Origin of the sequence: Acinetobacter parvus DSM 16617 = CIP 108168, from assembly GCF_000368025.1 — a bacterium.
Lineage (GTDB): Bacteria > Pseudomonadota > Gammaproteobacteria > Pseudomonadales > Moraxellaceae > Acinetobacter > Acinetobacter parvus.
Map to the genome: position 1 here is coordinate 869,636 of NZ_KB849212.1, position 13,736 is coordinate 883,371.

The window sequence follows — 13,736 nt, forward strand, 5'->3', positions numbered from 1 at the left end:
TGCTATGCTATGTGTCTGTGAATACAGCAGTTAAAACACAAAAAAAACTTTAGTAAAATGTCAAGATTGATATGCTGTTAAAAATCCCGTATCTTGTGTTGAAAATAATCTTTAACCACTAAGTATTGTGTTTATCCCTCAAACATCGTGGCATATTTTGTGCACGATTCAAACGGTCTATGAACATAAAAATAGATGATAATGGAGCTATGCTGACATGAGCATCATCACTTCCACACCTGGCCAAATTCAGGTTATTAAGCGCACTGGAGAAATCGCGACATTTAATGCCGAGAAGATTTCTGTTGCGATTGGAAAAGCCTTTTTAGCTGTTGAAGGTCAGCAGGGAGCCGACTCAAGTCGTATCCATGACCGTATTGAGCAACTCACAGAGATGGTGCTGAATACCTTTAATCGCCGTTTACCGTCAGGCGGCACAATTCATATTGAAGAGATTCAGGACCAGGTTGAATTGGCGTTGATGCGCACAGGCGAGCAAAAGGTTGCCCGTGCCTACGTGATTTACCGTGAACAGCGTGCCACCGCCCGTCAGCAGGCAGGTGCGAACCATCATCCTACCCTACAGATTACTGATGCTAATGGTCAGCTCCAGCCATTGGACCTGAGTGCGCTTACAGCCACCATTGAAACTGCAAGTGCGGGTCTTGAAGGGATTGATGTTCAGGCCATTGTCGATGAAACCGTTAAGAACCTCTATAACGGTGTAAAGGAAAGCGACATTGCTACCACCATGATGATGGCAACCCGTACCCGTATTGAACAAGAGCCAAACTATACTTATGTGACTGCACGTTTGTTGTGTAATGAGCTTGTTGGTACTGGATTAGAATTCTTAGGTTTATCAACAGATACCCTGGAAAGCGATGCTTTAGAACCTTTCTTGAAGAAAGGGATCGAGCTTGATCTTTTATCTCCTGATCTTCTTAATTTTGACCTTGCTAAATTGTCAGCAGCGATTCAACCTGAACGCTCAAATCAATTTACCTATCTAGGTCTACAAACTTTATTCGATCGTTACTTCATTCATTCAAATGGCGTACGTTTTGAATTACCACAATTATTCTTTATGCGTGTGTCAATGGGTCTCGCACTCAATGAAGAAAACAAAGAAGACCGTGCAATCGAGTTCTATAACTTATTATCTAGCTTCGATTACATGGCCTCTACGCCAACGCTATTTAACTCTGGTACATTACGCCCACAATTATCCAGCTGTTATTTAACAACAATTGGTGATGACCTATATGACATTTATGGTGCGATGCGTGACAACGCCATGCTGTCTAAATGGGCAGGCGGTTTAGGTAATGACTGGACACCTGTACGTGCTTTGAACTCTTATATCAAGGGCACAAATGGTAAGTCTCAAGGTGTTGTTCCATTCCTTAAAGTAGCGAATGATACCGCTGTTGCGGTCAACCAAGGTGGTAAGCGTAAAGGTGCGGTTTGTGCGTACTTAGAAACCTGGCACTTAGACATTGAAGAATTCCTAGAGTTACGTAAAAACACAGGGGATGACCGCCGTCGTACTCACGACATGAATACAGCGAACTGGGTTCCTGATTTATTCATGCAACGTGTATTTGAAGATGCTGAATGGACATTATTTACACCTTCAGAAACACCTGATCTACACGATCTAACAGGTGCTGAGTTTGCTGAACGTTATACGCATTACGAAGCAGTAGCAAAAGAACAAAACATGTTGCACAAGAAAATCCGTGCAAAAGATTTGTGGCGCAAAATGCTTTCCATGTTATTTGAAACAGGCCATCCGTGGATCACATTCAAAGACGTATGTAACTTACGTTCACCACAACAACATGTTGGCGTGGTGCACTCATCAAACTTGTGTACTGAAATTACATTGAACACAAGCCAAGATGAAATCGCTGTTTGTAACTTGGGTTCGATTAACCTAGTACAACACGTTCAAGGTGGAGTGTTAGATCGTGAGAAATTAGCTCGCACGATTAAAACTGCGGTACGCATGCTCGATAACGTAATCGACATTAACTACTACGCTGTACCACAAGCGAAAAACTCGAATTTAAAGCATCGCCCTGTCGGTATGGGTATCATGGGCTTCCAGGATGCACTTTATGAAATGGGCATCGCCTACGGTTCAGATGCAGCAGTTGACTTTGCCGATGAATCTATGGAAGTGATCAGTTACTACGCAATTCAAACATCAAGCGATCTTGCGCTTGAACGTGGTGCTTACTCAACATTTAAAGGTTCATTGTGGGATCAAGGCATCCTACCAATCGACTCTTTAGAGTTAGTTGCTAAATCACGTCCTGAACGTATGTTCGAAGTTGATCGTACTCAACGTTTGGATTGGGATAGCTTACGTGCCAAAGTTCAAAAAGATGGTATGCGTAACTCAAATGTAATGGCGATTGCACCAACCGCAACCATTTCAAACATTTGTGGTGTGTCTCAGTCGATTGAGCCGACATTCCAAAACTTGTATGTAAAATCTAACCTTTCAGGTGAATTCACAGTAATCAACCCTTACCTTGTTCGTGCATTAAAAGAACGTGGTCTGTGGGATACCGTGATGGTAAATGACCTGAAACACTTTGAAGGTTCAGTACAAAAGATTGCACGTATTCCTGAGGAATTGAAAGCAATCTTCGCAACTGCGTTTGAAGTAGATACACGTTGGATCGTTGATGCTGCATCACGCCGTCAAAAATGGATTGATCAGGCGCAGTCGCTTAATCTTTACATTGCTGGTGCAAATGGTAAGAAACTGGACATTACCTATAAGATGGCATGGTTACGTGGTCTTAAAACGACTTATTACCTCCGTGCTTTGGGTGCGACCTCTGCGGAGAAATCAACAATCAATACAGGTGCATTGAACGCAGTTAAACCAGCATCGGTTGAAGCACCTGTTGTTGCGGCACAGGCAGTGGTTGTAGAGAAAAAACCTGACGTACAAGTTGAAGAGGATTTTGCTACGGCTGCACCTGTACCATTGGCGTGTTCAATCGACAATCCAGATTGTGAAGCTTGTCAGTAATTAGATCCTGGAAAAACCCTTCTTAAATAAAGTAGGGTTTATTTAAGATTTAAAGGAAAGAGGCAAAGATTATGTTGAATATTAGCCATAACTACATGTTAGGCCTAGGTGTTTTAATCTTTGCCTTTATTTTCTTTTATGTACCAATGGTGTATGCATTTTTAGCCATTCGGAAACAGCAGCAAAAGCAAGGTCAATAAAGTGCTTTATTGGGAAGTAGAACTATGCTTCAAACTGATTTAGAACGATATGCTAATGCTCCTGCTGTTTTAGTACAGATTTATGTCGATCGGATAGTACTTCATTATCCATCTTCTACAGAATATCTAACTGAATGTGCACAGTTTTCACATCCACGTTCGTTATTAGGTGATTTTAGTATCGCTGAAACTACATTAACGCAGTTACTCAAACGTGGTGGTGGCGGTTTTAAGTATTTAGCTCCTTATATGTTTATTCAAGCAATGGAGCGAATGGAATTTGGTTTAACACAAGTAGAAATACGAGCATTACAAGAGCTAGGGCTAAGTAGCGGGGCAAGAGCGATTGCCATTTATGATGAAACAGGCAAATTATTAACGCCAAACTCACTTCCTGCAACTATCAATCTCAAACGTTTAGCGATGATGGGATTGATTATTACCCTTTTTGTTTTGCTGTGTTTCTTATGCGCCATTTTCATTTTTTAAAACTGCAATGTAAATAAATTAAGATTATAGTGAGATTAAATATGTCTATCCTAAGTTGGGACGATTTTGAAGATGATACGCAAAAACCGACTGCACCTGAACACAAGTCTGCGTCCCTCGAATCGCAAAAAACGGTTGATACGCAAGTGGTACCTGATGCAGAGCCATCATCACCGCGTATGGCAGCTCCACAATCCGCTGGAACCAGTACCGTGCGATCAACAAATCCAACCGATTCGCTGGCTAGAGCATCTGAAGCCCTAGAACATCTTGACGTTGCGCCAGGTCTGGAAGAACTGGAAATGGGCGCACAGCGTGTACAGGTTGATGACAAGGCCATGATCAACTGCCGTGCGGATTTAAACCAGCTTGTGCCATTCAAATATGAGTGGGCTTGGCAGAAATACTTGGACGGGTGTGCCAACCACTGGATGCCTCAAGAAGTGAACATGAACCACGATATCGCACTTTGGAAGTCTGAAAATGGCTTGACCGAAGATGAGCGTACGATTGTTATGCGTTCTTTAGGTTTCTTCTCAACAGCAGATTCATTGGTTGCGAACAACTTAGTTTTGGCGATTTATCGTCATATTACAAATCCTGAATGCCGCCAATACATTTTGCGTCAAGCATTTGAAGAAGCGATTCACACGCATGCTTACCAATACTGTATCGAATCTTTAGGTATGGACGAAGGTGAAGTCTTCAACATGTATCGTGAGATTCCAAGTGTTGCACGTAAAGCATCATGGGGCTTGAAATATACACAATCATTGACTGATCCTAATTTCCACACAGGCACACCTGAAAACGACCAGCGTTTATTGCGTAACCTGATCGCATTCTACTGCGTGCTTGAAGGCATTTTCTTCTACTGTGGCTTTACCCAGATTTTGAGTATGGGCCGCCGTAACAAGATGAACGGTGTTGCTGAACAGTTCCAGTACATTTTGCGTGATGAGTCAATGCACCTGAACTTTGGTATCGACATGATCAACCAGATTAAGATTGAGAACCCTCACCTTTGGACAAATGAGTTCCAACAGGAAGTGATTCAAATGATTCTTGAGGGTACCATGCTTGAAATCGAGTATGCGCGTGACACTATGCCGCGTGGTGTATTGGGCATGAATGCCAGCATGATGGAAGAATACTTGAAGTTCATCTGTAACCGTCGTTTATCTCAGCTTGGTTTACCAGAGCAGTTTGCTGGCGTGAACAATCCATTTGCGTGGATGTCTGAGATGATGGACTTGCGTAAAGAGAAGAACTTCTTTGAAACGCGGGTAACGGATTATCAGACTGGTGGTGCGTTAAGCTGGTAAGTTTAATCTACACCACGCGACACATAAGTTGTCATTGATAAGAAAACCGCCATTAGTGGCGGTTTTCTTGTTTAATAAACACAAGTGCATTGTAAGCGTCCACTGAACCCCATGCCTATTTTTTAATTTTGGTCGCATTCAAGCAAAATATCACCATCAATTCCTATTGAGTTTTCTGCCATTTTTCTTAGTCTGCTTGAAGCCTCATGGCAATCACCGAATAGCTCATAAACTCAAACTTCACGACACCTCTCCCAACCTTTCCACTACACCAAACTTGTCATGCTCTGCGATGTATAGCTAAATTCTAAAAATATTAGTACATGGAAACATCTGTAAAACCTGATTTCCTATGGTTTTAGGTGTAATGATAAATTACGTATTCAGCTATATTAAAATTCAGACGTAAAAAAACCGCTTTATTAGCGGTATTTTATCTCATCTCTAGGATGATGGTCGGAGCAGTAGGATTCGAACCTACGACCCCCTGGTCCCAAACCAGGTGCACTACCAGGCTGTGCTATGCTCCGAATGTGGGGTGAATGACGGGATTCGAACCCGCGACAACTGGAATCACAATCCAGGGCTCTACCAACTGAGCTACATCCACCATAACATATTTTTGATTCTATATACCAAGCTGCCAAATGGCGCGCCTGACAGGATTCGAACCTGTGACCATCCGCTTAGAAGGCGGATGCTCTATCCAACTGAGCTACAGGCGCATAACGATGATAATATTATCAAGCGATACTTCGCCGATATTAAAATAATGTTTTTCAACATCTTTTAAATGGTCGGAGCAGTAGGATTCGAACCTACGACCCCCTGGTCCCAAACCAGGTGCACTACCAGGCTGTGCTATGCTCCGATTTCTCAGCTTTTATTGTATCGCACATCGTGCGGTACGGTGTGCATTCTAGGCTTGACGTTGCATCACGTCAACACCTAGTTTTAAAAAAAATGATTTTTCCTTATCAAATGTATATTTAACAAGCATTTTAACGCTTTAGCGAAGCGCTAAAGTTCAACATTCGATCTAAAGGTAATTTGGCACGTTCAGCCAGGGCTGGATCAACGTGTATTTCCTGATCACCATGCTGTAACACATGCAAAATCCCATCCAGTTCGTTCATTGCCATCCACGGACAATGTGCACATGAACGGCAGGTTGCACCCTCGCCTGCGGTCGGTGCTTCAAATAATTCCTTATCAGGTGCGGCCTGCTGCATCTTATAGAAAATGCCACGGTCAGTTGCCACGATCATTTGTTTATGTGGAAGTGTCTGCGCAGCCTTGATCAATTGCGAGGTACTCCCAACAGCATCGGCAATTTCCACCACCGATTCAGGTGATTCAGGATGAACCAATACCGCTGCATCTGGATAGAGCGCTTTCATTTGCGCAATACCACGGGCACGAAATTCTTCATGCACGATACATGCACCATCCCACAACAACATTTCAGCGCCTGTTTTCTTTTGAATATAGCGACCTAAATGTTGATCAGGTGCCCAAATAATTTTTTCGCCCAAGCTATCTAAATGCTCAATGATCTCAACCGCGCAGCTTGAAGTCACCACCCAATCGGCACGTGCTTTTACAGCCGCCGAGGTATTGGCATACACCACCACGGTATGGTCAGGATGCTGATCACAGAACGCTGAAAACTCATCTACAGGACAACCCAAATCCAGTGAACAAGTTGCTTCCAAAGTTGGCATCAACACTGTTTTTTCTGGTGATAAAATTTTAGAGGTTTCGCCCATAAACTTTACGCCTGCCACCACAAGGGTTGTTGCAGGATGATCACGACCAAAGCGCGCCATTTCTAATGAGTCAGAAACACAGCCACCTGTCAGTTCGGCAAGCTCCTGCACATCAGGATCACAGTAATAGTGGGCCACAAGCACTGCATTGCGTTTTTTCAACTCAGCTGCGATTTGAGCAAACTTTTCTCGTTTCACTTCTGGGCTTAGGCTATTGTCTTTTGGCTCACCCAAACGATCTAAATGCGCCTGCACAATATTTTTGGCTTCGTTCGCAATTAAATTCGCATCATTCATAAAACGTCTTCTCTATCCTGCGCGCCTGCATTACTGCAAACTTATAACGTGGGCATCTTGGCGATGATGTGGAGTAAATCACACTATCCACATACCAGCTTATAAAAAAAGCCTCACTGTGGAGGCTTTATTATACCGCATATTTACGAGCGATAATCGGCATTAATTTTCACATAGTCGTAAGAAAAATCACAGGTATACACGGTGTCTTTGGCTGTACCACGACCAAGGTCGATACGGATGGTAATTTCTTTCTCAGCCATTACCGCTGCGCCTGCCGCTTCGGTATAGTCAGGATTTGCACCACCATCTAAGCAGATTTGTACGTCACCCAACCAAACTTGCACCTTGCTGCTGTCCAGATTCGGTACACCTGCCTTACCAATCGCCATCACAATACGGCCCCAGTTTGGATCGGAGGCAAATAATGCGGTTTTGATCAATGGTGACTCAGCCACACTATAGGCAACATCACAACATTCCTGAGTATTTGCCCCACCCTCAACCTGAACGGTAATGAACTTGGTCGCACCCTCACCATCACGCACAATCAACTGCGCCAGACGATTCATAATACGGGCAAGCACATCCAGCACCTGTTGGTAACGTGGATCATCCTGAGCGGCAATTTCCGCGCCGCCTGCTAATCCAGTTGCGACAAAAATACAGGAGTCATTGGTGGAGGTATCACCATCAATGGTAATGCGGTTGAATGAATGCTCAACTGTGGTTTGAAGTAGGCTTTGCACCAATTCACGGCTAATCGGCGCATCCGTTGCCACAAAACTCAACATGGTCGCCATGTTCGGGCGAATCATGCCTGCACCTTTACTAATCCCTGTCATGGTATAGCTCACACCATCCAGCTCAAACTGTTCAGATGCACCTTTTGGTGTGGTGTCTGTGGTCATAATGCCTGATGCGGCATCAGCCCAGCGATCCGCATTTAAGTCATTCAATGCAGGCTGAATGCCTTGCAGCAAACGTTCGATTGGAAGTTGCTCACCAATTACACCTGTTGAAAATGGCAGGATTTGACTAGTTTGCACACCTGTCAGTTCAGCCAGTTGGGCACAGGTTGCCTCCGCATTTTTATAACCGATTTTACCTGTGGCGGCATTGGCATTGCCTGTATTAATAATCAGATAGCGTGGCTGCTGTTGTGAAGTACTTTCAGCGAGATGCTTTTTACTAATCAGAACAGGCGCAGCGGCAAATGCGCTTTGGGTGAACACACCCGCAACATTTGAACCCTCGGCAAATTCAAAAATGACCAGATCGCGTCGGTTTGGATAACGTACATACGCCTCAGTTGAGCCAATTTTCACACCCTGCACCACATGCATTAGCGGCATCGTTACGTCACCAACAGCCATTTTTAAATACCCATTCAACTTGTTATGAAAGACTTAAGCTTATTCCAAAAGGCAATTAAAATCGAGTGTTAGCCATATAGATTATTGAATTTGACCCTGTTCCAAACTCAATAAAATCTGCTTCTTATCCAGACCACCTGCAAAACCCACCAAAGCCCCACCAGAACCAATCACGCGATGGCATGGTGCAATAATTGAAATTGGATTTCTACCATTGGCGGCACCGACCGCACGCACTGCCTTTTCATTGCCAATCTGGAGCGCAATATCTTTATAACTGCGTGTTTCTCCATAAGGAATGGTCAATAAAGCTCGCCATACCTGTTGCTGAAAATCCGTACCCTGAAAATCCAGTGGCAGATTAAACTGCTGGCGTTGTCCTGCAAAGTATTGTTCTAGTTGTTGTTTCACTTTTAGCAGCAGCGGATGCTGGATATTCTCAATCAGTTCCGCCAAGCGTACCCGTTTATGGTCTTCATTGTCCCACATCACGGCGACCAAAGCCTGATCATGAGCAACCAGTTTTAATGCGCCTACAGGAGATTCCATATACATATAAACCAGTTGCATCAAAAATCTCCTTTACGCTACTTCAATCGTAGCCCCCTCTTTGATAAAGAGGGGGAATTTTTCTTAATTCGATGAAAGCTTCATCAACACCAAACCCGACACAATCAAGACGGCTGCGATCATACGCATTGCGGTCATGGGTTCATTCAGCACCATAATGCCCAAAATAAAGGAACCCATCGCGCCAATGCCTGTCCATACGGTATAGGCTGTTCCCAAAGGAAGTGTACGCATTGATATGCAGAGCAAAACCACACTTAAAATCATAAAAACAATCGTGACCACACTTGGGGTGAGACGGGTGAAGCCCTCAGACATTTTCATTGAGTACGCCCAAATGATTTCAAAAATCCCTGCCAGAATTAAAATTGCCCATGCCATTTTTACATTCATCTTTATTCATGGTTGGGTCGTCCCAACGTGATTCTTTTCTGGGGAGGTCGTCCTCCCAGCTTCAGGAGTTTACTTTAAAATGGGCAGTTATGTGAATTGTTATGTATCTACCCCAATTAAGCCATTGAAAAGCATGAACTGTTATTCTGTGTATTCTATTGCCAAATGATGCTGTCCACACGTATCAATTCACAGGCACCATTACCTGTATCCTCACGGGACAAGGAACTTTTCCAGCGCCATCCATCGGGTGCCTGAATTTCGATTAATGCACCCTTGAGGTAGACCAAATCATCCTTTTTAATTTTCTTCATTTGCGATGCGACATAGGCATCTGCTGGAACCAAATGCATGTTGGCACTGTGTGTTTCAATTTCCCTAAACGAAATCGGTGGTTCATGATCAACACGCCAGTGATACCAACGGTTACTCTGGGAAATGTCAATTTGCTTATACACCTGTGGATTTGCCATTTTCCCCCAGCCTACAGCAATGTCCATAGGGGAAAATTCTGCTTCACGGCCTAGATTGTAGTCTTCCCGTCCCAATACACGAAATGAACCCTCATAGTTTTCCAGTGCCATCACCTGTACACCTTGCTGGGTCGTAATTTGACTCACATTTGGAGCGGGTTTAAGCAGATTGGTCCAGACCAGCCATGCCAAAGCCAGTCCCAGCAAGCCATACATCCATCTTGGCATATTATTGATCCTTTTTACCTTGTAATACCTTGATCCATCGCCTAAGTTTTTCTAAAGCGGCATACAAAAATTGCTGAATAGGATTGAGCTGGTTTTCTGTAAAGGTCTTGTTCTGACTGGATGAATCTGTCTTTTCCTGCTTATTAAATGTACTGATTTCCACAGGCTCATAATGTGACATGGTTTGTTGTAGTTCAGCCCCCAGACTCAGACGTTGCAAGGCGGCAGTAACCTCATCAATCGGTAGATGATGGTAGAGGGTTAAATGACGTGCATCCAGGTCAATACTATGCTCAACCAATAAATCCACAAATGGAACTAATGCCTTGCGTACACGTGTTGCTTCCACAACACTGCTCATATGGGGAATATAGTAAAAACTGACATTCATGCTGCCATTTGCTGCAATAAATCCTGCTTGAGACTGGAAAGAAGCCTGAGACTTTTCGCCTGAATGTGTCCCTTGATTTGCATGTTGTGTTATTTGCTGCTCTTGTTGTTCTAAAGCCATTTATGCACCATGAATGACTCAAAAAAGATACTGCAAGTATAAACCAACAGTATCTCAGCGAAGTGACATTTTAGACAGAGTATCAGAACTTTAACGTAAGCCCCACAGCATATAGCCCGCCTTGCTCATGCCCTGAAGCCATTTGCCATGCAGTTTGCTTTTTACCTTTATGATAGGCATAAGCAAGGTCAATAAATGGCATGACTTTTTTATTGATTTCATAGCGAATCTGCGCGCCTGTTTGCAGTTTGGACACACCTGATTTTTGTGCATATTTTGATTGATCATTTAAAACCAGATCCGCATTGAAATAAGGCTGTGCAATCCATTTCTGGGTAAACAGCACATCACGGCTGGTTTCCAGACTGAACTGCCAGCGTTGATCGTGTCCTGCATAGAGATAGGCTTCGGTTTCAAAGAAATAGGGAGCCAAACCATGTACGCCGACTACGGCGCTCCACTGGCTTTTATCCTGTTGCTGTTCAGGTTGATATTGATGGCGAGCACCCACCTGTACATCCCAAAAGTCAGCAATACTACGGCTATATAAAGCCATTGCATCGGTTTTTGTCTGCTGGGATTCTGCCTTTTCCACATGCGCCTTGATGAAAATCTTGTTTTCATCTGTGCCTATCCAAGTTTTCAGTTTACTGCTAGCACTGCCCCGACCATGATCATCCACTGTCCATGCGTTTTCCAGAGTGGTGGCCTGATACATCTGCCCACCATGTTCACGGTGATGATTATGCGGTGTATGGTCAAGCTCTGCCCTTACAGGAACACTTTGATGTTGCTGATGCTGCATCGCTGATGATGCATCCATTTGCATAACGGGCTGTTCATCTGTCATGTGATTATGTTCTTCATGTGCATAAGTCACGGCGCTCAGGCAGCACATCATTCCACCCATCAACAATAAGGGTACATGGCGTTTCATTTCAGGAGTTAGCTTAATGATGTACATGGCTTTCTCCTTGAGAAGACTGAACAGGCGTTTGCATCGGCGTTTTTGTGTCATCAACATTTGCTACGATCAGCTTGCTCATCATACCTGCACTCATATGGTATAGCAGGTGGCAATGAATTGCCCATTCGCCCAACTCATCCGCAGTCAGCATGGCGGTCACTGTCTTGCCTGGCGGTACGATTATTGTGTGCTTGTTTGGCATGTCCTGTGCAGACTGGCCATTTTCCAGTTGCATAAACATGCCATGCAGATGCATCGGATGCGCCATCATGCTGTCATTGATAAATTTTAGGCGGATACGTTCACCAAAGCGCACCTTTAAGGGTTCAAAGTCCTTGTCACTGAACTTCTTGCCATCAATCGTCCAGATATAACGCTCCATCGTACCGCCAAGACGGATCAGCAACTCTCTTTCAGCAGGACGGGTATCAGCTTGGGGGGTTAATGATTTTAGGTCAGCATACTGCAACGCCTTATGCCCTGCTGGTGTGGAGGCATTGGCCCAACCCTGTACGGTATCAGGCTGATCTTTTTCAGAAGATGCCATAGATTGGTGCTGGCTATGCTCAGACATTGCTGATGCTGACATCTGCATCTGGTCATGTGAATGATGTTCCATGTTCATTTGCTGATGCGAGCCATGATCCATTTTGCCCATATCCATTTGCCCATGTCCCATATCATCCATGGTCAATAGTGCACGCGGACGGGCTTTCGGCATTTCAAGCTTTTGCTGTTTTGGAAACATTTCGTTTTGCAGGGATGCAATCGCAAAACCAGCGCGGTCAATCGACTCTGCCTGAACTTGATAATATGCCTGCATTGGCTCCACTATCACATCATAGGTTTCTGCCGCACCAATCCGAAATTCATCCACTGGTACAGGTTGCACAGGCTGACCATCGGCACTCAGCACCGTCATTTTTAAATCTGGAATACGTACATCAAAAAAAGACATGGCTGAAGCATTGATAAAACGCAGGCGGACTTTCTCACCCGTTTTAAATTTACCTGTCCAGTTTTGTTGTGGCGTTTGACCATTGACTAAAAAGGTATAACCCGTAACATCAGACAAATCGGTTTTAAGCATCCGCATCTGGTTCCACATTGCACGGTCTTGCCAGCTTGCCTTTAAACCTTGCTGTTTGACCTGTTTCCAAACATCGCGCACTGTTTCACGCTGATTTTGATAATACTCGGCGGACTTTTTCAGGTTTGCCATGATCTGGGCACTATCGGATTCATGGAAATCCGACAGCATCACCACATAGTCACGTTGTGCTTTTTCATGTGTGGCAACAGGCTGTTTTCCTTTTGGATAAATCACCAGCGGACCATATAAACCGTCCTGTTCCTGCCCTTTACTATGGGCGTGATACCAGTAAGTTCCGTTTTGGCGCACCTTGAAACGATAGGTAAAATCACCCTTTGGCTGAATACCCTGAAAGCCATTAAAACCAGGTACACCATCCATCAATCCAGGTAACAACAGCCCATGCCAATGCAGGGAGGTGTCCTGATCCTTGAGTTGGTTATGCACATGGATGACCGCCTCGTCACCCTCTTCAAACTCCAGAAGCGGAGCAATAAACTTGCCATTAACTGTCATTCGTTTAACAGGTTTCCCTGTTAAGTTGACCATGCCCTGACTGATATTCAGGTGATATTCCTTGATTGCAGCCCAACTATCAGGGGCAAGCAATAGGCTCAAACTGGCAACAACGCCAGCATATAATTTTGAAGACTTGACATCCTCCCCGACCTAAAGGACGGGGATTCCTACTGCTAGATGGCAATGTCCTGCCACGAAACAGATACTATAGTTCTCTGCTTCTTATTCCAATGTAGTCCTACCTTTCGGATTGCAAAGAGTGCACGGATTACAATGGGGAAAACTGTTTTTTTCGTGTTGTATCAGTCTGCTGACTAAAAATATACAACGTAATTATCATAGCACATGGATTACTAGATTCAAATGTTTTTAGCAATCCTAGCTAATCCCCACAAGGGGGCTAGCGGATTGCAGCCTTATATCCTCGGGCTAAACCCCGAGGTTTTACGGCTATTCGGATAAAATAATCCCAAT

General features: G+C 44.1%; 12 protein-coding genes and 4 tRNA genes. 4 read left to right on the plus strand and 12 right to left on the minus strand.

Annotated elements, in window-relative coordinates; genetic code table 11:
* Positions 1-217 precede the first annotated feature (217 nt).
* From F988_RS10715 to F988_RS10725, 4 genes are all read left to right on the plus strand, one after another.
* Positions 218-3,052, plus strand: a complete 2,835-nt coding sequence (locus F988_RS10715) for a ribonucleoside-diphosphate reductase subunit alpha (RefSeq protein WP_004682964.1) — start codon at positions 218-220, stop codon at positions 3,050-3,052.
* 71 nt (positions 3,053-3,123) lie between these two features.
* Positions 3,124-3,252 carry a hypothetical protein gene (locus tag F988_RS14765; RefSeq protein ID WP_004682965.1) on the plus strand — a complete coding sequence of 43 codons (129 nt, stop codon included), beginning with the start codon at positions 3,124-3,126 and terminating at the stop codon, positions 3,250-3,252.
* Between the two features lie 24 nt (positions 3,253-3,276).
* Positions 3,277-3,741: a hypothetical protein gene (locus F988_RS10720; RefSeq protein WP_004682967.1), complete on the plus strand. Its 465-nt coding sequence runs from the start codon at positions 3,277-3,279 to the stop codon at positions 3,739-3,741.
* A gap of 41 nt (positions 3,742-3,782) precedes the next feature.
* Positions 3,783-5,066 (plus strand): ribonucleotide-diphosphate reductase subunit beta, encoded by a 1,284-nt coding sequence (locus F988_RS10725; RefSeq protein ID WP_004682968.1) that lies wholly within the window; start codon positions 3,783-3,785, stop codon positions 5,064-5,066.
* Positions 5,067-5,519: 453 nt separating this feature from the next.
* Here F988_RS10725 and F988_RS10730 read toward each other — a convergent pair.
* The 12 genes from F988_RS10730 to F988_RS10785 form a co-directional block, all read right to left on the minus strand.
* Positions 5,520-5,596: transfer RNA gene (locus F988_RS10730), tRNA-Pro, on the minus strand.
* Between the two features lie 4 nt (positions 5,597-5,600).
* Positions 5,601-5,676, minus strand: a tRNA-His gene (locus F988_RS10735).
* 38 nt (positions 5,677-5,714) lie between these two features.
* Positions 5,715-5,791 (minus strand) — tRNA-Arg (locus F988_RS10740).
* A gap of 69 nt (positions 5,792-5,860) precedes the next feature.
* A tRNA-Pro gene (locus F988_RS10745) sits at positions 5,861-5,937 on the minus strand.
* Between the two features lie 130 nt (positions 5,938-6,067).
* A complete protein-coding gene (gene nadA / locus F988_RS10750) occupies positions 6,068-7,132 on the minus strand; it encodes a quinolinate synthase NadA (RefSeq protein WP_004682970.1) in 1,065 nt (354 codons plus the stop codon).
* A 143-nt stretch (positions 7,133-7,275) separates the two neighbouring features.
* Positions 7,276-8,508: a bifunctional glutamate N-acetyltransferase/amino-acid acetyltransferase ArgJ gene (argJ, locus tag F988_RS10755; protein WP_004682971.1), complete on the minus strand. Its 1,233-nt coding sequence runs from the start codon at positions 8,506-8,508 to the stop codon at positions 7,276-7,278.
* A gap of 81 nt (positions 8,509-8,589) precedes the next feature.
* The gene (locus tag F988_RS10760; protein ID WP_004682972.1) at positions 8,590-9,078 is read right to left on the minus strand and encodes a methylated-DNA--[protein]-cysteine S-methyltransferase; all 489 of its coding nucleotides are present in this window, start codon (positions 9,076-9,078) and stop codon (positions 8,590-8,592) included.
* Between the two features lie 63 nt (positions 9,079-9,141).
* A complete protein-coding gene (locus tag F988_RS10765) occupies positions 9,142-9,459 on the minus strand; it encodes a DMT family transporter (RefSeq protein WP_004682973.1) in 318 nt (105 codons plus the stop codon).
* A gap of 167 nt (positions 9,460-9,626) precedes the next feature.
* Entirely contained in the window at positions 9,627-10,172 is a 546-nt protein-coding gene (locus tag F988_RS10770) for a hypothetical protein (protein ID WP_004682975.1), read from the minus strand.
* A 1-nt stretch (position 10,173) separates the two neighbouring features.
* The gene (locus tag F988_RS10775; RefSeq protein ID WP_004682977.1) at positions 10,174-10,683 is read right to left on the minus strand and encodes a hypothetical protein; all 510 of its coding nucleotides are present in this window, start codon (positions 10,681-10,683) and stop codon (positions 10,174-10,176) included.
* An 82-nt stretch (positions 10,684-10,765) separates the two neighbouring features.
* Positions 10,766-11,647 carry a copper resistance protein B gene (locus tag F988_RS10780; protein WP_004682978.1) on the minus strand — a complete coding sequence of 294 codons (882 nt, stop codon included), beginning with the start codon at positions 11,645-11,647 and terminating at the stop codon, positions 10,766-10,768.
* A complete protein-coding gene (locus F988_RS10785) occupies positions 11,634-13,361 on the minus strand; it encodes a copper resistance system multicopper oxidase (RefSeq protein WP_141629336.1) in 1,728 nt (575 codons plus the stop codon). Before F988_RS10785 ends, F988_RS10780 begins: the two co-directional genes overlap by 14 nt.
* Positions 13,362-13,736: the final 375 nt, after the last annotated feature.